Source organism: Streptomyces saintjeani, assembly GCF_055409605.1.
On sequence record NZ_CP189624.1, the window covers coordinates 3,217,408 to 3,234,553 of the forward strand.

Consider the following 17,146-nt stretch of genomic DNA (forward strand, 5'->3'; position numbering starts at 1 on the left):
AACAAGAAGCTGTGCGCAGGAAAGGTTCTGAGAGGACCCCCATGCCCGTCTACACGCTGCCTGAACTCCCGTACGACTACTCCGCGCTCGCCCCCGTCATCAGCCCGGAGATCATCGAGCTGCACCACGACAAGCACCACGCGGCGTACGTGAAGGGCGCCAACGACACGCTGGAGCAGCTCGCGGAGGCGCGGGACAAGGAGGTGTGGGGGGCGGTCAACGGGCTGGAGAAGAACCTCGCGTTCCATCTCTCCGGGCATGTCCTGCACTCCATCTACTGGCACAACATGACCGGCGACGGGGGTGGCGAGCCTCTCGCGGCCGACGGGGTCGGGGAGTTGGCGGACGCCATCGCCGACTCCTTCGGTTCGTTCGCCGGGTTCAAGGCGCAGCTCACCAAGGCCGCTGCCACGACGCAGGGTTCGGGGTGGGGGGTGCTCGCGTACGAGCCGCTGAGCGGGCACCTGATCGTCGAGCAGGTCTACGACCACCAGGGGAACGTGGGGCAGGGGTCGACGCCGATCCTCGTGTTCGACGCGTGGGAGCACGCGTTCTATCTCCAGTACCGGAACCAGAAGGTCGACTTCATCGACGCGATGTGGGCGGTCGTCAACTGGCAGGACGTGGCGCGGCGTTACGCGGCGGCGAAGTCCCGTACGGATGTGTTGTTGCTGAACCCCTGAGGTGCTGCGGCTTTTCGGGCGTCCTGCCTCGTGATCGTCTTCTCAACTGTCACCGTGGGCAGGCGGATTGAGGGAAACCCCCGTGAGGACCTGACTCACGGGGGTTTCCTGTACCTGGAGTCGGGAGTTACGGCTTGCGGCCGAGCCCGCCGTGCTGGCCGATCGGCGTCGTGCTCGCGCCGGGTTCCGGGCGCCACAGCGGTACGGAGACGACTCCCGGCTCGACGAGGTCCAGGCCCTCGAAGTAGCCCTCGATCTCGGCGATCGGGCGCAGGAAGTAGGGGACGGCGCCGGTCTCGTTGTAGCCGTCCTGGGCGTGCTCGTACGCCGGGTCCGTGCCCCGGGAGCCCTCGTTGAGGGAGAGGTAGCTGCCCGAGGGGAGCCCGGCGAGGAACGCGCGGGCCAGGTCGCGGGCGCGGTCGTAGCCGTCGACGTGGCCGAGGATGCCGCTGAGGATCAGGGCGACGGGCTGGTCCAGGTCGAGGGTCCGGCCGGCGGCCTCGATGATGCGCTCGGGGTCGTACAGGTCCAGGTGCTCGTACGCGGTCCTGCCCTCCGGCGAGGAGTAGAGCAGCGTGCGGGCGTGCGCGAGGATCAGCGGGTCGTTGTCGACGTACACGATCTTCGACTCGGGGGCGTACCGCTGGGCGACCTCGTGGGTGTTGTCGGCGGTGGGCAGGCCCGTACCGACGTCCAGGAACTGCCGTACCCCCGCCTCCTCCACGAGGTACCGGATGGAGCGGCCCAGAAAGGCGCGGCTGCTGCGGGCGATGGTGACGATGCCGGGAAAGACGGCGGTGTAGGCGTCACCCGCCGCCTCGTCCACCGGGTAGTTGTCCTTGCCGCCGAGCCAGTAGTTCCAGATACGGGCCGAGTGCGGCACCGTGCTGTCGATCTTCGTCATGCGGTCCATGGTGCCCTCTGGGGGAACTGGCGCGCGAGGGCTTGGGGTTGACGGGTGCCGTCTCTTGGCCATCGGAGACCTTCACCTTCGGTGCCAGCACGTTCGGTGCCAGCACGTTCGGTCCCAGCACGGAGGAGGGGGCGCCCGGCGCGATGGCCGGGTGCCCCCTCCTCTTCCCCCGGGTGCTGCCCCGGTTCCCCTCCTGCTCTACCGGGGCAGCACCACGACATAGGCGGACGGTGGGCGGTCGGTGGAGGTCAGGAGTGCTGTGTGGAGCACCATCGCCTGTTGTTCCATCGACTCGCGGAGTTTGCGGGGGGTGATGTGGACGACCGTGATGCCCAGGCGTTCCAGGGTTTCGCGTTTGCGGGCGTGGTCCGTCCAGAGGGTGTCGTCGTTCTGGTGGGGGGTGCGGATGTCGAGTTCCAGGGCGACCGCGTGGTCCGGCCAGTACGCGTCGAGGCCGCCCAGGTGGGGGCCGCCGGGGAGGCGGAGGTCGACGTTCCAGAGGGGTTCGGGGAGGGCGTGGTCGCGGACCAGGCGGTAGAGGCGGTTCTCGGCGAGGGCCCGGCTCTCGGCGAGGAGTGCGTCCACCGCGTCCACGACATGCGGTCGCGTCAGCAGCTTCGCTCGGCTCAACTCCCCTACCGCCGCCGCAGGTTCGCAGTGGCCGTCCCGTACCGCCTCCGCCATCAGGCGGCGTACGACGCCGGTGTCCGTGAGGTCGGAGAGGGCGTCGGCGAGGGCGCGGGCGGCGGGGGCCACCGGAACGCCGTCCAGGAGCAGCGGGGTTGGCGGGGTCGCCGTGCGGATGATGCGGACGTACCCCGTGGAGCGCAGGCGGCGCAGGCGGGGGACCAGGACGTCGATGTGGTCGTGGGCGGGCAGGGAGGTGAAGCCGTGCAGCCGCAGGGCCGCGAGGCCGGTGAGCATGGACTCGGCGTCGGGGGTGCCTTGTCGGGGAACCGCCGTCGTGCTGAGGATGCCCCGCCCCGAACTCCGGCTCTCCCGGGCCGCGTACAGCAGCGCGCCCCGCACCCGCTCCTCGTCGCTCAGCCGCCCGGCGTGCAGCGCGTACACCCCCGGCAGCACCTGCTGCCAAGGCCCGCCCGGCCGGCAGCGTTCGTTCGTCTCGGCCTGGGAGACGCCGTGGGAGCGGAGTTGAGGGGTCGTCAGGAGGGAGTCGGTGGCGGCGCAGCTGCGGGGGGTGTCGGCGTTCATGGAATCGGGTTTCCCGCACTCGGCCGGCGCTTTAACCGGTGTTACACGCTCGTCGATAAATGCGGACAACGCCGTACTAAAGGACGGATGTTCGGATGCCGATAAGCGCCGAAAATCGCTGGTCCCGGAGGAGGGAGCCGGAGGTTACGGGTTTGAGTACCAGAATTTCGTAACGGTCACCGAAAGCAGAATTACTGGCCATAGGGCCAAAGCTTTCCGGTCTGAGTAGGTGTACTCATGGCACCGGAGCCCGGGGCCGCCATGATGAGGCTGCCGAGAAGAAGGAGCGCCTCCGATGTCCCTGTCCGCACCTGTTCGTGGCCGTACGGCGGCCACGTCCGGTCCGCCCTCCGTGCTCCCTCGCGTCTGTGCCGCGGTGGTGGTCGCGGGTGTCGCCGTCTCCGCATGGGCGCCGTACGACCGGATGACCTGGCTGCTGGAAGTGGTGTGGGTGCTGATCGGGCTGCCGTTGGCTGTCGTGACCTGGCGGCGCTTCCCGCTGACGGGCCTGTTGTGCTGCCTGCTCGCGGTGCACGCGCTGGTGCTGGCGCTGGGCGGGCACTACACCTACGCCCGGGTACCGCTGGGCGAGTGGGTGCGGGACGGACTGGGGCTGGCGCGGAATCCGTACGACCGGTTCGGGCACCTGATGCAGGGCTTCGTGCCGGCCGTTCTGGTACGGGAGCTGCTGAGCCGGACCTCGCCGCTGCGCGGCAGCCGCTGGCTGGCGCCGCTCACGGTCTGCGCGTGCCTGGCCTTCAGCGCGCTCTTCGAGATGTTCGAGTGGGCGGCGGCGGTCGTCGGCGGGCACGCGGCGGATGACTTCCTGGCGACGCAAGGCGATGTGTGGGACACCCAGTGGGACATGTTCTGCGCGCTGATCGGTGCCACCGTCGCGCTGCTGCTGCTCAGCAGGTGGCACGACCGGCAGCTGGCCCGGCTCTGACCCGGAAGACCGATGCGCGCGCCGTGCGGGGGGTGCGGGCCGGCGAGAACGCCGGCCCGCCCGACGCCAACTCCCCTACACGCCCTGCGCCTTCAGCGCCCGAGCCAGATCGTCCCGGCCCTCCAGCACCAGCCGGCGCAGCGCGGGCGCGGCCTCCTCGTGTGAGGCCAGCCACGCATCGGCCGCCCCCAGCACCTCCCGCTCGGCCCCCGGCAGGGGATACGCCGGGAACAACCCCGACACCACGTCCACCCCGATCTGGATGGACCGGTCGGCCCACACCCGCTCGATGGAGTCGAAGTACTTGGCGACGTACGGCGCGGTCAACTCCCGCTGGGACGACCGGGCGAACCCGGCGATGGTCGCCCCGACGAGCGCGTTGGACAGCGCGTCCCCCTCGACGACCTGGGCCCATGCCTGCGCCTTGACGGCGGCGGACGGGCGGGAGGCGAGGCACCGCACGTGATGCCGCTTCCCGGAAGCCGTGTCGTCCCGGACCAGCTCGGCCGCCAACTCCCCTTCCCCCACGGCCCCGTGAGAAGCGAGGGCGTCGAGGAACGTCCACCGCAGCTCCTGGTCCACATCGAGCCCGGCGATCTTCTCGGTCCCGTCGAGCAACCCCCGCAGCAGCCCCAGGTCCTCGGCGGAGGAAGCGCCGGACGCGAAGAACCGGGCCCACGCGAGCTGAGGCTCACTGCCGGGTTCGGCGGCGCGAAGGTCCCGCAGCGCGACCCGGGCCACCAACGCCTCCACGTCCGAACGCCCGGCAGCGGGAACGTAGTTGACGAGCGCGGACCCGGCCCAGGCGTGGAGCATCTGCAACACCCCGATGTCGGACTCCCGTTGGGCGAACCGCCCCACCAACTCCACGAAGTCCAGGGCGGGAAGCAGCGCGTCCCGCGTCAGATTCCACAGCGCGGACCAGCACAGGGCGCGGGCGAGCGGATCGACGATGTCCCCGAGGGACTCGCGCAGCGTCTCCAACGACCGTGCGTCGAACCGGATCTTGCAGTACGTCAGATCGTCGTCGTTGACGAGCACGAGGTCGGGAGCCTCGGCGCCGGCCAGCTCCGCTACGACCGTCCGCGACCCGGTGACGTCCACCTCGGCCCGCGCGTACCGCACGACCCCTTCGGCCGTCCGCCGGTACAGCCCCACAGCGACCCGGTGCGGACGGGCGGGCAACTCCTCCTGGAGCACGGCGAGTTCGGCGACCCGCCCGTCTTCGACCCGCACCTCGGGCGTCAGCGAGTTGAGGCCGGCCGTCTGGAGCCAGGACCGGGCCCAGGTCCCCATGTCCCGCCCGCTGGTCTCCTCCAGGACGGACAGCAGGTCCCCGAGTCGCGTGTTCCCGTAGGCGTGCCGCTTGAAGTAGCGCCGCGCGCCTTCGAGGAACGCGTCCTGACCGACGTACGCGACGAGCTGCTTCAGCACGGAAGCGCCCTTCGCGTACGTGATCCCGTCGAAGTTGAGCTTCGCGTCCTGGAGGTCGCGGATGTCGGCGGTGACGGGGTGCGTGGAGGGGAGCTGGTCCGCCCGATAGGCCCAGGACTTACGGCGGTTGGCGAAGGTGATCCACCCGCCCTCGAAGCGGGTCGCGCCGACGAGCGCGAACGCGCCCATGAAGTCCGCGAAGGACTCCTTGAGCCAGAGGTCGTCCCACCACTCCATGGTGACGAGGTCGCCGAACCACATGTGGGCCATCTCGTGGAGGATGACGTTCGCGCGGGCCTCGTACGACGCCTGGGTGACCTTGCCCCGGAAGATGTACTCCTCGCGGAAGGTCACGAGACCGGGGTTCTCCATCGCGCCGAGGTTGTACTCGGGGACGAACGCCTGGTCGTACTTCCCGAAGGGGTACGGGTAGTCGAAGTGGTCGTGGAAGAAGTCGAGCCCCTGCTTGGTGACGAGGAAGACGTCGTCCGCGTCGAAGTGGGGGGCGAGGCCCTTGCGGCACATGGCGCCGAGGGGGATCTCCAGCGTCGTACCGTCGTCGAGCGTCCGCGCGTACGAATCCGTCACGTAGTGGTAAGGACCGGCCACCACACACGTGATGTACGTCGAGATCGGCTTCGTCTCGGCGAACCGCCATACGCCGTCGGCCTGTGTCCCGACTCCGTTGCTCCACACGGTCCATCCCTCGGGCGCCCGCACCTCGAAGCGGAACGGCGCCTTGAGGTCGGGCTGTTCGAAGTTGGCGAACACGCGGCGGGAGTCGGCCGGTTCGTACTGCGTGTAGAGGTAGACCTCGCCGTCCTCGGGGTCGACGAAGCGGTGCAGGCCCTCGCCGGTACGGGAGTACGCGCACTGCGCGTCGACGATCAGCTCGTTCTCGGCGGCCAGGTCCTCCAGGGCGATGCGCGCGCCGTCGAACACCTCGCCGGGGTCGAGGTCGCGGCCGTTCAGGGAGACGGCGGTGACGCTCGGCGCGATCAGGTCGGCGAAGCTCGTCGCGCCGGGCTCGCCGCACCGGAAGCGGATCGTGGTGACCGAGCGGAAGGTGTGGCCGCCGACCGGGTCGCCCACGGCCGAACGCAGGTCGAGGGACACCTCGTACGCGTCGACCGACAGCAGCGCGGCCCGCTCCCTGGCCTCGTCGCGGGACAGATTCTCACCAGGCACCGGCGGTACTCCCTCAGACATTCGTGGACTCGGCGCGCCCCGTTCGCGGTACGCCTGGACAGCACCGATCCTGCCATGCGTGCCTGACCGGACACATGGGGGAACACTCCCGGGAATGGTTGGCTCGGGTCGTACGTTGGCACGGGAATATCCGTACGTTCCCAGCCGTGGCGCTCTTGAGGAGAGACATGTCCGAGAAGACCCCCGTCGACTTCTGGTTCGACCCGCTGTGCCCCTGGGCCTGGATGACCTCCCGCTGGGTCCTGGAGGTCCAGGAGCAGCGCGACATCGACATCCGCTGGCATCCCTTCAGCCTCGCCGTCCTCAACGAGGACAAGCTCGACCAGCTTCCGGAGGAGTACCGCGAACTGCTCGCGACGAAGGCGTGGAAGCCGATCCGTGTCGTCACCGCGGCCTGGCAGAAGCACGGTGACTCGGTCGTGGGCCCGCTCTACACCGCGCTCGGCACGCGCTTCCACAACAACGGCGAGGGGCCGACCCTCGAAGCGATCGCCGGTGCGCTGGAGGAGGTCGGCCTTCCCGCCGAGCTGATCGAGTACGCCGAGCAGGAGGACTTCGAGTTCGACGCGGAGCTGCGTGCGTCCCACAAGGAGGGGATCGACAAGGTCGGGCAGGACGTCGGTACGCCGATCATCGCGGTGCCCGGGCCCGAGGGCAACGAAGTCGCCTTCTTCGGGCCCGTCGTCACCCCGGCTCCCAAGGGTGAGGCCGCGCTTCGCCTGTGGGACGGCACGATCGCCGTCGCCTCCGTGCCGGGTTTCTACGAGATCAAGCGGACCCGTACGCAGGGGCCGATCTTCGAGTAGGGGGTCAGGATTCCGCTGGGATCTGTAGGTCCTCGGGGAGGTTGCCGCCCAGCTGCCAGTTGTCCTTGCGCTGGATGCGGCGGCAGCCTGTGCCGGTGCACCGGTGGTAGGCCGACGGGCGGAACCGTTCCCCCTGCTCGCTCTCGAACCGGCTCATGACCTGCGCCGCTGCGGCGATCTCGGCACCCTCCAGGTCCCGGAATCGCCGCTGCGGTCCTTTGTTGCAGGTCGGGTTGGGGCATCGGACGTGGGACACGTGTACCTCCTCGCGCCGGGAGCAGGAGCATAGAGCGCGGGGCGGCTGGAGGGGAGGGTTCCGCCCGTTTTGACGTACGTCACGCTTCCGCGCGCAGCAGTTTCCTCACGGTCTCGGCGTCGCCCTCGCTGAGGAGGATGCTTATCTTGGCGTGTTCCGGCGAGGTGTACGTGAGTGTTGTCAGGCCGGTTCGCCAGCTGGGCTGTTGGGTGATGTGCCGGCTGCGGGGGAGTTTGATTTCGGGGCCTCGGCGGCGGGTGAACGTCGGTTCCTTGTCCGGGGTTGCGGAGATCTTTCCGTACACACTTCCGCGTCTGCCCAGCCCTGCTCGCCATGTCACCCGGCACGGGAAGTTCGCGGTATCGGTATTCGTGGTGGATCGCCGGGTGGATCTTCGTCGGGTTGCTGCGCGTATGGCGGCGCCTGCGAGTAACGCGATGATCGAAAGAAAGGCGAACTCCAGGAGGGTCGACATATCGAACTGGTCCTCTCGTTGCGGGGTGGCTGGGTTCGGGGGCGTTTTCGAGGTGGCTCCGGGCGGGCTGGGGCTGGAGGGTATCCGAGGGGGGGCGGAGGGTGTTGGTGCCGGTGGGCTGCTCCGTCTTTCCCCCGGGTACGGTGCTCACTCCACCTCGCGTGGGGGTGGAGGTTGGCGTCGGATCCGTCTCTGCTGCTGGGGATGTCCAGGCGTTCATCGAAGCGCCGGGCTGCTGGGGATCGCGTCGAGGCCTCCGCCTTCGGCAATCGTCCGGTGGTGAGCAGCGGGCGGTTCGGGTGGGGGCTCGGCGTGGGTGTGGGGAGGGCGCTGAGGGGTTCGACGGGGGTGGGTGGGTAGGGATGGTGGGGATAAGGTTTAGGCCGGGGTTCAGGGAGGGGTAGCGAAATGTCCGGTTCTCGGGAAGTGATGAGAAACGGCCGCTCGCTCGGATAAAGACCCAGGTCACGAGGAGTGGTCCCCGCGCACGCGGGGGTGTTCCCACCCTCGTCCTGGAAACCACCTGGACCACCGAGTGGTCCCCGCGCACGCGGGGGTGTTCCCAACTCATCGAGAGACTAGTTCTCGGGGTCGGAGTGGTCCCCGCGCACGCGGGGGTGTTCCAGGTACGGGAGTAGCGGCGCGAGCAGTAGGGCGTCCGAGTGCGCGTTCCCCGTCAGGTCAGGGCTGGGGTGTATGAGGTTCGGGCCTGCCTCGTTCGGCTCCCCCGTGACGTTCTGTTTACGCGGGGGCTTACGGCTTGTGCGACAGGTGGGCCGTGACCGTTTTGCCGAGGTTCTTGTGCGGGTGCCAGGAGAGGTGCGTGGTGAGGGCCGTGACCACCTGGAGGCCGCGGCCGGCCTCGGTCGTGGGGGTTTCGCAGAGGGTGGGGACCGTGGGGGTGGGGTCCGAGACCTCGATCAGGAGGGTGTGCGGAGTCGGCTCCAACAGGGCCAGGTGGAGCCAGAGTTCGTGGCCGGGGCGACGGGCGTGGCGGATCGCGTTCGCCACCAGTTCCGAGACGATCAGGATCGCGTCGTTCTTGTCGCCGGGCCAGTCCCAGAGGGTGAGGCGGCGGAGGGTCTGGCGGCGGGCGAGGGGGACGCTTCGCAGCGTCATGGGGTAGCTCATGTTCCAGGATTCGGTGAGGGGGGTGGTGGGAGCGGGGGTGGTCATGTGGGGTCGGTCCCTTTCCGTCGGGGATGTGGGACCACGGTGACGGGTCGGGGATTGAGGCTGCAATCGAAACCCACTCGAATATTCAACGGGGACGAAAGTGGAATATGCACGGTTCTGCGCAAACGCCTGCGTGGGCTGCACAGCGGGTGCCACACTCTGCACACAGTCACGTGCCGTACACGCTGGAGCACAGAGAGGTGCATCATGGCCGCCAAACGCGGACGCACAGGTCAGAGGCTCGAACTGGGCCTTCAGCTCCGTCAGTTGCGGGAGAACTGCGGGCGAGGCGACCGTGGGGGCGGGTTCACGCGGAAGCAGGCGATCCAGGGAACCCGGCTGTCGGAGGCGGCACTTCAACGGATCGAGACCGGCTCACTGAACTTCCGGAATGTGGGTGACCTTCGGAAGTTGCTGGACAAGTACGGGGTCGATGACCCCGACGTCATCGACTCGCTGATCGGCCTCAACAAAGAGTCCTCGAACCAGGATTGGCTCACTCAGTACCGGGGACGGATGCCTGCCGGTATGCCGGGCTTCGTGGGCATCGAACCCGAGGCGCGCAGCATGAAGGTGTACCACCCCACGCTGGTGCATGGGTTGTTGCAGACCAACGCATACGCACAGATCCTGCACGACATCCAGAAGCCGATCGAGGAGACCACCACCGAAGTGATCCGCAGCAGCGTGGAGTTGCGGATGAAGCGGCAGGAAGTGCTCACGCGCGAGGACCCCGTACGGCTCCACGCGATTCTGGGTGAGGGTGCCTTGCGGTATCCGGTCGGGGGGCCTGAGGTAATGCGGGAGCAGTACACGAAGATCGATGAGGTGTCACGCTGGGACCATGTCACCGTCCAGGTCCTGCCGTTCCGTTGGGGTTACCGCGCAAGTCACGACTTCGCGATCCTCGATTTCGGCAACGCCCTCCCGGCCAGGGTCCAGACCGACAACTCCTGGGGAGCCGTCTCCACTTCGGATAAGCCGCGCGAAGTGGACCGGTTCACTCGCCGGTTCGACGCCATGGTCGCATCGGCGCTGCCTCCGGAGGACACTCCTGACTTCCTGCACCGACTAGAACGAGAGCTATAGACCCATGCGCCCCCGCTACACCGCGCCCGAACTCGCACCCGACCACGCCTGGTTCAAGTCCTCCTACAGCGACGGCACCGGCAACAGCTGCGTCGAAGTCGCCGCCCTGCACCCCAACATCGGTGTACGCGACTCCAAGCACCCCCACGGCCCCGCCCTCCTCCTCCCCCCCTCCGCCTGGTCCCCCTTCCTCACGCGCCTGCGCGCGACCTCCGCGTAGCGCGCCCGCTCACCCGGTCCAGCAGCGCCGCGTACGACGCGATCATCCGCGTCCTGCTGAACCGTTCACGGCTCCCGGCGAGGGCGGAGCCCAGCTCTGTCCTCGCCGCGACCGCCTCCGACCAGGCGGAAGCGATCGCCCCGGCGTCGAAGGGCGTCACCAGCCCGTGCCCCGCGACGATCGACGCGCTGTCGCCGACGTCCGTCGTGACCGGGACCGCGCCGCACATCATGCCCTCGATGAGGCACAGGGGGGCCGCCTCGCCCCACGCCGAGGTGAGCGCCACGACGTCCGACGCGGCGTAGAGCATCTCCATGTCCCGGCGCACGCCGAGCAAGTGCACCCCGGCCCCGCCAAGGCCCGCAGAGGCCATCTCCGCCAGCAACCCGGCGTTCTCCGCACTCATCCCCGCCCCGCACATCAGGACGTGCCCCTGAGGCTCCCTGGACAGCCACTCCGCAGCCGCCCGCAGGAACAGCGGGACGTTCTTCATGGCGTCGTAGCGGGCGGCGAAGACGACGACGGGGGCCGACTCGGAGACCCCCAGCTCCGTACGGACCGCGAGGCGCCGAGCCGCGTCGGGACGGAAGCGGATCAGGTCGACGCCGTTGGGGATCACCGCCAACAAGTCACCCGGCACCCCTGCGGCCTCGTACGCCGCACGCGTCGACTCCGCGCAGCACACCGCCGCCGCGACCTTGCCGTCGGCGATCCCGGCGAGCAGGTCGTCCAGCGCCTGGTTCTCGGGGTCGGACCGGTGCAGCCCGACGACGACGGGGCGGCGAGGAAGGCCGGCCTGGTTCAACAGAGCCAGCGGCTGTTCCTTCAGCGACAGGATGACGTCCGCCTCGGCCATCGCCCGCGCCGTATCGGCCAGCTCGTCACCGGTGAAGGTGGCCGGATCGCCCCCCGCGTACACCCGCCCGAGCGCCGTCACCGGCACCCCCGCCGCCGTCAGCTTCCGATAACACGTGTCGTTCTCCATGCGCTGCCGGGTCGCCTCGCGGTGGACCTCGGAATGCATGCTGAGGACGCGATGGTGCTGGCCCCCTTCACTCAGGCCCAGCACCACGTCGCTGTGGACGATCCGGGCTCCCCCGGAGAAGAAGCCCTCGTAGACAGACAGCACACGGAGCATTCGCGCTCACCCGCCTTGCACATGTATCAAGCCATCCCCGTGTTGGTGCGGGTTAGCCGATATCAGGCGGTACGGATATTTCCGGCGGATGAACGGGATGTTTTATTTCGCCAGATCCTGGATGACAGCGAGGTCGGATTCACTCGAACGGCTTGCGCCCGGTGCGGGGTTTCCGCAGAATTCCGCTTCGATGACCGGCACGACGTCGCCCGTCCAGTCCGCGTTCAGGTTGAAGGCGACCGCGTGCTTGCCGTCCGCTGTCGTGAGGGCGACGGAACTGGAGCCGTGGATGCCGCCGTCGTGGCCCCAGACGGTGACGCCGCAGGAGAGGGTGCCCTCGGCGATACCGAGGCCGTACCCGGAGACGGAGTTGACCGTCTTCATCTCCTTGAGCTGGGCCGGGGGCAGGAGTCTGCCCTGGAGGAGGGCGCTGTAGAAGCGGGTCAGGTCGGCGGAGGTGGAGATCATCTCGCCCGCCGAGCCCGCGATCGAGGGGTTGAGTTCGGTGACGTCGTACGTCGGCCCGTCGGCCGTCTCCGCGAGCTTGCCGTACGCGCGCGAGGCCGGGCGCGGGAGGGTGACGGAGTTGCCGGGGACCGAAGTGCCCTTGAGGCGGAGGGGGTCGATGATGCGGGTGCGGACTTCCGCGCCGTACGGGTGGCCGGTCGCCTTTTCGATGACCATTCCCGCCAGGACGAAATTCGTGTTGGAGTACTTCCAGTCGGTGCCGGGTTCGAACTCCGGGGCGTGGGACATGGCGAGGCCCACGGCATAGGACGGGGTGCGGGGCGTGAAGCGGTTCTTGTAGAACCCGTCCTTCAGGAAGTAGTCGCGCCCGAACTGCTCGTCCTCCGTGTAGTTGTAGATTCCGCTGGTGTGGTTGAGGAGTTGGCGCAGAGTGATACGGCTGCCGTCGTGGCCGTTCCCGTGCACGACCCCCGGCAGCCACTTCTCGACCGTGTCGTCGAGCGACAGCCTGCCCTCCGCCTCCAGTTGGAGCATGACGGTCGCGACGAACGTCTTGGTGATGCTGCCGACGCGGTAGTGGTCGCCGGCCGAACGCGGCTTGCCGGTACGGAGGTTGCCGACACCGGCCGTCGTCGACCAGGTCGCGCCGTTCTCCCGGGCGGTCAGCGTGACGCCGGGTACGCCCTGCTGGACGACGCCCTCGACGGCCTTCCTGGTCGGCTCGTGCGAGGCCGGTGCGGCGGCCAGCGCCGGTGCCGCGAGGGCGACCGTCGCCGTGAGGGCCGTCGCCGCCAGCACCGTCGTACGGAGTTTCTTCATGGGTTTCCCCCTGCTCGTGATCACGCGGTCAGGGGGAGGGACGCCGTTGGATCAGGGGGAGTTGTCCCTGATCCGGAGGGTTGAGCGGCTTTCAGCCAAGGTGACCCGTCGCCGGGCGCTCGCGCCAGAGGCGTACGGACCGGGCGACCATGTCGCCCGTCGGGAGGTCCGGCAGGGCGTCGAGGTCGTGCCAGGCCGCGAGGTCCGTGGAGCCGTCCTGTTCGGAGCGCAACTCGCCGCCGGTCACCTTCGCTTCGTAGATCAGGGCGATGCCGTGGTGGTCGCGGGGGAGGCGGAAACCCCGGCGCGGGAGCGGGAAGCGGCGGGAGACGACGCCCAGGAGGGCGGTGACCTCGACGTCGTAGCCCGTCTCCTCGCGCAGTTCGCGCAGGACCGCGTCGTACGGGTCCTCGCCGTGCTCCACTCCCCCGCCGGGCATGATCCACACGCCCGTGCCGCCGGGTTCGCGGAAGCGCGGCAGGAGGATGCGGTCGTTCTCGACGATCACCGCGTACGCGGCCGTCCTTCGGGTTCTTCTCACGGGCTGGTCACAGCTCCCTCGTAGCCGGTGGGTGGTTTGTCTTGAATTGGTGGTCTGCCACCTAAAGTCCATCGCGGGTTTTCCCCATTCATTCACCACCTCACGGTCAACCCTCCCCAAACATTCACTCGGTGGGTAAAGCTGGGCGATCACTCGGGATCACTTCTGACATGAGCTAGGGATGCCCATGACCAACACCCCCCACAGACGTACGGTACGAATAGCCGTGGCGGCGGGGCTCGTCGCCGCGCTGTCGGCCGCCGGTCCCGTGCCGCTCGCGTTCGCCGGTGACCAGCACTCCACGGTCGCCCCCGCCCTCAAGCCGACCGGCGACAAGCTCGGTTCGGACGACGCGGCGGCGCTCACGGACGCGAAGGCCGAGGGGGACAAGACCGTCACGATGATGGTCGCGACCGCCCCCGGCGAGACCGCGCAGGTGGCGAAGCAACTCGACGGTCTGGACGGCGGGTTCGTCGGCCGCAAGGACGACGCGCTCGGGTACGTCCGCGCGACCGTCCCCACCGGCAAGGCGGATGCGGCCATCGCCGCCGCGTCGAAGCTGACGTCCGTGCAGGCGATCGACCTCCGCCAGGAGATCGCGCTGGACGACCCGACGCCGAGCAGCTCCAAGGAGCGCTCCACGGCCGGGAGTTACCCCGCCCCCGGCAAGAAGACGCCCGCGAAGAACCCGTACAACCCCTCCTTCGAGACGGGTGCGGTGTCCTTCGTCGAGGACCACCCCACGTACGACGGCCGTGGCGTCACCATCGGCGTCCTGGACTCCGGCGTCGACCTCGGCCACCCGGCGCTCCAGAAGACGACGACCGGTGAGCGGAAGATCGTCGACTGGGTCACCGCGACGGACCCCGTGGTGGACCGCGACGGGACGTGGCTGCGGATGAACTCCGCCGCCGCCGGGCCCGAGTTCACCGCCGCCGGGCGTACCTGGAAGGCGCCCGCGGGCAGCTTCCGGTTCCAGACCTTCGCCGAGTCCGCCACCAACGGTGGTGACATGGCAGGGGACTTGAACCGTGACGGCGACAAGTCCGATGTGTGGGGCGTGCTGTACGACGCCGCCGCCGGAACGGTCCGCGTCGACCTCGACAACGACGGTGACTTCACGGACGAGACGCCGCTGAAGCCGTACAAGGACGGTTTCCAGATCGGGTACTTCGGTGTCGACGACCCGAAGACCGCGATCTCCGAGCGCATCCCGTTCGTCGTCGAGATCCGCAAGGACGTCGTGTTCAACGGCGCCGGGGACAAGTCGGACTACGTCAATATCGGCGTCGTCGAGTCCCGCCACGGCACGCACGTCGCCGGGATCACCGCCGCCAACTCGCTGTTCGGCGGCAAGATGAACGGCGCCGCGCCGGGCGCGAAGATCGTGTCCTCGCGCGCCTGCACGTGGACCGGCGGCTGCACGAACGTCGCCCTCACCGAGGGCATGATCGACCTCGTCACCAAGCGCGGCGTCGACATCGTGAACATGTCGATCGGCGGCCTGCCTCCGCTGAACGACGGCAACAACGCGCGCGCCCAGCTCTACACGCGGCTCATCGACCAGTACGGCGTGCAGCTCGTCATCGCCGCCGGGAACGAGGGCCCCGGCACCAACACGATCGGTGACCCCGGCCTCGCCGACAAGGTCATCAGCGTCGGCGCGTCCATCTCCAAGGAGACCTGGGCCGCCAACTACGGGTCCCAGGTGACCAAGAAGTACGCGATGTTGCCGTTCTCCTCCGCCGGGCCGCGTGAGGACGGCGGGTTCGTGCCGACGCTCGTCGCGCCGGGCGCCGCGATCAACACGATGCAGACGTGGTCGCCGGGGGCGCCGGTCGCCGAGTCCGGGTACCAACTGCCGCCCGGGTACGCGATGTTGCAGGGTACGTCGATGGCGTCGCCCCAAGCCGCCGGTGCCAGCGCGCTGTTGCTGTCCGCCGCCAAGCAGCGGAAGATCGCGCTGTCGCCGCTGACGCTGCGAACTGCCCTCACCAGTACGGCTCGTGAGATCAAGGGCGTGCCCGCGCACGTGCAGGGGTCCGGGCTGATCCGGATCGTGCAGGCGTGGGACGCGATCAAGAAGGGCGCGACCGCGCACGACTACACCGTCAAGGCACCGGTCAGCACCGCCCTTTCCGGGTCGCTCAAGGAGCCCGGTTTCGGTACCGGGATCTATGACCGTGAGGGCGGGCTGAAGGTCGGGGAGAAGCGGTCGTACGACATCGTCGTGACCCGAACTTCCGGGCCTGCCAAGGCTGTCAAGCACAGTGTGTCGCTGCGGACCAACGACGGTACGTTCAAGGTCGTCGGTGGTAAGAGCGTCAGTCTGCCGCTGAACACGCCGGTCACCGTCAAGGTGCAGGCTCAGGCCAAGTCGGCCGGGGTGCACAGCGCGATCGTCGAGCTGGACGACAAGGCGACCGTCGGGGTGGATCAGCGGATCCTCTCCACCGTCGTCGTGTCCAAGGCGCTCGCGGCTCCGTCGTACTCGTTCTCCAAGTCGGCCAGTGTGCAGCGGAATTCGAGTCACTCGTACTTCGTGACCGTGCCGCAGGGGGCCAAGACGCTTGAGGTCGCGCTCGGGGGGCTCAAGGACAAGAGCCAGACGCGGTTCATCTCCCTTCACCCGTACGGGGTGTTGATGGAGGACGGGGCCACCGTCTACTGCTACAACGACTACAACAACCCCGAAAACCCCAACAACTGCCGTCCGGATCTGCGGACTTACGCGAACCCGACGCCGGGGGTGTGGGAGGTCGAGGTCGAGTCGCGTCGTACCTCGCCGTACCTCGACAACCCGTACACGCTCGATGTGTCGGTGCTGGGTACGGAGTTCTCGCCGGCCGTTCGTACGGTGCCCGAGGCGAAGGTCGGTACGCCGGTCGCCGCCGAGTGGGCCGTGACCAACAAGTTCGCGCCGCTGAACGCGAAGCTTGAGGGTGGGTCGCTCGGGTCCGCGAAGTTGGCTACGCCGACTATCGCGCAGGGTGCTTCGCAGACGTCGACTGTTGTGGTTCCGGCCGGTGTTGAGCGGTTCGACGTGTCCATCGGGGGTGTGTCCGACGCGGCTGCGGATCTTGACCTGACCGTTTATCGGGACGGTGTGCAGGTCGGGCAGTCCGCCGACGGGGACTCCGAGGAGTCGGTGAGTCTTGTTTCGCCGGCTGCCGGGACGTACACGATCGTTGTCGACGGGTACGGGGTCCCTGCGGGGACGACCACGTTCCAGTACAAGGACGTGTACTTCACGTCCGCGCTGGGGTCGGTCTCCGTGGGCTCCGGGGCTGTGTCCATCCCCAGCGGTGGGACCGCGAACATCTCCGGGAACGTGCTGGTGAAGGCTGCTGGGCCTGAGGGGCGGGAGTTCTTCGGGGAGGTTCGGTTGGTCAATGCTCGGGGGACTGCGGCGGGGGTTGGGACCGTTGTCATCGAGAAGGTCGTGGGTTAGCGACTAATGGGGTGGTGAGGGGGGTTGTGTGTCGGCTGCGGGTTCGTCGTGGCTGATCGCGCAGTTCCCCGCGCCCCTAAAAGACGAAAGACCACCCGCCGCTGCGCAAGCGTTAAAGGGCGGGCGCTCCCCCAAGAGCGCCCGCCCTTTTTCGTCCCGCCCCTTTTCCCCGTGTTTCCCCCGTATCTCCCCCACCTCTTTCCGGCCGACGCCCACCCCCGTGACGGCGCCGGCCGGTGCTTGGTGTGCCGGGTGATGCCCTCCCCCGAGGGAGCACCACCCGGCGATCACGAGATTAGGCCGGGTGTGC

At 68.6% G+C, this 17,146-nt stretch carries 15 protein-coding genes; 6 read left to right on the forward strand and 9 right to left on the reverse strand.

All coding sequences use genetic code 11. From position 1 onward, the window contains the following. Window positions 1–41 precede the first annotated feature (41 nt). Window positions 42–683 (forward strand): superoxide dismutase, encoded by a 642-nt coding sequence (locus ACQCO7_RS14330; protein WP_409112680.1) that lies wholly within the window; start codon window positions 42–44, stop codon window positions 681–683. A 127-nt stretch (window positions 684–810) separates the two neighbouring features. On the opposite strand, the gene ACQCO7_RS14335 is transcribed toward ACQCO7_RS14330, so the two are convergent. After that, entirely contained in the window at window positions 811–1,587 is a 777-nt protein-coding gene (locus ACQCO7_RS14335; protein ID WP_464072193.1) for an SAM-dependent methyltransferase, read from the reverse strand. Window positions 1,588–1,794: 207 nt separating this feature from the next. Beyond that, the gene (locus tag ACQCO7_RS14340; protein ID WP_464072194.1) at window positions 1,795–2,808 is read right to left on the reverse strand and encodes a hypothetical protein; all 1,014 of its coding nucleotides are present in this window, start codon (window positions 2,806–2,808) and stop codon (window positions 1,795–1,797) included. A 295-nt stretch (window positions 2,809–3,103) separates the two neighbouring features. On the opposite strand from ACQCO7_RS14340, the gene ACQCO7_RS14345 reads away from it, so the two are divergent. Next, the gene (locus ACQCO7_RS14345; protein WP_464072195.1) at window positions 3,104–3,754 is read left to right on the forward strand and encodes a DUF2238 domain-containing protein; all 651 of its coding nucleotides are present in this window, start codon (window positions 3,104–3,106) and stop codon (window positions 3,752–3,754) included. A gap of 75 nt (window positions 3,755–3,829) precedes the next feature. Here ACQCO7_RS14345 and pepN read toward each other — a convergent pair whose 3' ends face one another. Continuing rightward, a complete protein-coding gene (pepN, locus tag ACQCO7_RS14350; RefSeq protein WP_464072196.1) occupies window positions 3,830–6,376 on the reverse strand; it encodes an aminopeptidase N in 2,547 nt (848 codons plus the stop codon). Window positions 6,377–6,564: 188 nt separating this feature from the next. Between pepN and ACQCO7_RS14355 the strand changes: the two genes are divergently transcribed. Continuing rightward, complete coding sequence (locus ACQCO7_RS14355; protein WP_464072197.1) at window positions 6,565–7,203, forward strand: mycothiol-dependent nitroreductase Rv2466c family protein; 639 nt, start codon at window positions 6,565–6,567, stop codon at window positions 7,201–7,203. A gap of 4 nt (window positions 7,204–7,207) precedes the next feature. Here ACQCO7_RS14355 and ACQCO7_RS14360 read toward each other — a convergent pair whose 3' ends face one another. From ACQCO7_RS14360 to ACQCO7_RS14370, 3 genes are all read right to left on the reverse strand, one after another. Next, window positions 7,208–7,459, reverse strand: a complete 252-nt coding sequence (locus tag ACQCO7_RS14360; protein ID WP_464072198.1) for a hypothetical protein — start codon at window positions 7,457–7,459, stop codon at window positions 7,208–7,210. Window positions 7,460–7,538: 79 nt separating this feature from the next. Continuing rightward, window positions 7,539–7,934 (reverse strand): hypothetical protein, encoded by a 396-nt coding sequence (locus ACQCO7_RS14365; RefSeq protein ID WP_464072199.1) that lies wholly within the window; start codon window positions 7,932–7,934, stop codon window positions 7,539–7,541. A gap of 753 nt (window positions 7,935–8,687) precedes the next feature. Continuing rightward, the gene (locus ACQCO7_RS14370; RefSeq protein ID WP_464072200.1) at window positions 8,688–9,110 is read right to left on the reverse strand and encodes an ATP-binding protein; all 423 of its coding nucleotides are present in this window, start codon (window positions 9,108–9,110) and stop codon (window positions 8,688–8,690) included. Between the two features lie 207 nt (window positions 9,111–9,317). On the opposite strand from ACQCO7_RS14370, the gene ACQCO7_RS14375 reads away from it, so the two are divergent. Further along, complete coding sequence (locus ACQCO7_RS14375) at window positions 9,318–10,199, forward strand: helix-turn-helix domain-containing protein (protein ID WP_464072201.1); 882 nt, start codon at window positions 9,318–9,320, stop codon at window positions 10,197–10,199. Window positions 10,200–10,203: 4 nt separating this feature from the next. Next, window positions 10,204–10,419, forward strand: a complete 216-nt coding sequence (locus ACQCO7_RS14380) for a DUF397 domain-containing protein (RefSeq protein WP_464072202.1) — start codon at window positions 10,204–10,206, stop codon at window positions 10,417–10,419. Here the strand turns inward: ACQCO7_RS14380 and ACQCO7_RS14385 are convergent. The 3 genes from ACQCO7_RS14385 to ACQCO7_RS14395 form a co-directional block, all read right to left on the reverse strand. Further along, a complete protein-coding gene (locus ACQCO7_RS14385; RefSeq protein ID WP_464077207.1) occupies window positions 10,391–11,548 on the reverse strand; it encodes a glycosyltransferase in 1,158 nt (385 codons plus the stop codon). The two genes, ACQCO7_RS14380 and ACQCO7_RS14385, sit on opposite strands and share 29 nt — an antisense overlap. Before the next feature lie 111 nt (window positions 11,549–11,659). Beyond that, window positions 11,660–12,844 carry a serine hydrolase domain-containing protein gene (locus ACQCO7_RS14390; RefSeq protein ID WP_464072203.1) on the reverse strand — a complete coding sequence of 395 codons (1,185 nt, stop codon included), beginning with the start codon at window positions 12,842–12,844 and terminating at the stop codon, window positions 11,660–11,662. A 91-nt stretch (window positions 12,845–12,935) separates the two neighbouring features. Next, window positions 12,936–13,385, reverse strand: a complete 450-nt coding sequence (locus tag ACQCO7_RS14395; protein WP_464072204.1) for an NUDIX domain-containing protein — start codon at window positions 13,383–13,385, stop codon at window positions 12,936–12,938. A 187-nt stretch (window positions 13,386–13,572) separates the two neighbouring features. Between ACQCO7_RS14395 and ACQCO7_RS14400 the strand changes: the two genes are divergently transcribed. After that, window positions 13,573–16,836 (forward strand): S8 family serine peptidase, encoded by a 3,264-nt coding sequence (locus ACQCO7_RS14400; protein ID WP_464072205.1) that lies wholly within the window; start codon window positions 13,573–13,575, stop codon window positions 16,834–16,836. The last annotated feature ends 310 nt before the right edge of the window (window positions 16,837–17,146 follow it).

Bases quoted from the DNA above. Each gene is read 5' to 3' on its own strand.
- ACQCO7_RS14330 (WP_409112680.1), top strand. From the start codon at position 42: ATGCCCGTCTACACGCTGCCTGAACTCCCGTACGACTACTCCGCGCTC.
- ACQCO7_RS14335 (WP_464072193.1), bottom strand. From the start codon at position 1,587: ATGACGAAGATCGACAGCACGGTGCCGCACTCGGCCCGTATCTGGAAC.
- ACQCO7_RS14340 (WP_464072194.1), bottom strand. From the start codon at position 2,808: ATGAACGCCGACACCCCCCGCAGCTGCGCCGCCACCGACTCCCTCCTG.
- ACQCO7_RS14345 (WP_464072195.1), top strand. From the start codon at position 3,104: ATGTCCCTGTCCGCACCTGTTCGTGGCCGTACGGCGGCCACGTCCGGT.
- ACQCO7_RS14355 (WP_464072197.1), top strand. From the start codon at position 6,565: ATGTCCGAGAAGACCCCCGTCGACTTCTGGTTCGACCCGCTGTGCCCC.
- ACQCO7_RS14365 (WP_464072199.1), bottom strand. From the start codon at position 7,934: ATGTCGACCCTCCTGGAGTTCGCCTTTCTTTCGATCATCGCGTTACTC.
- ACQCO7_RS14370 (WP_464072200.1), bottom strand. From the start codon at position 9,110: ATGACCACCCCCGCTCCCACCACCCCCCTCACCGAATCCTGGAACATG.
- ACQCO7_RS14375 (WP_464072201.1), top strand. From the start codon at position 9,318: ATGGCCGCCAAACGCGGACGCACAGGTCAGAGGCTCGAACTGGGCCTT.
- ACQCO7_RS14380 (WP_464072202.1), top strand. From the start codon at position 10,204: ATGCGCCCCCGCTACACCGCGCCCGAACTCGCACCCGACCACGCCTGG.
- ACQCO7_RS14390 (WP_464072203.1), bottom strand. From the start codon at position 12,844: ATGAAGAAACTCCGTACGACGGTGCTGGCGGCGACGGCCCTCACGGCG.
- ACQCO7_RS14400 (WP_464072205.1), top strand. From the start codon at position 13,573: ATGACCAACACCCCCCACAGACGTACGGTACGAATAGCCGTGGCGGCG.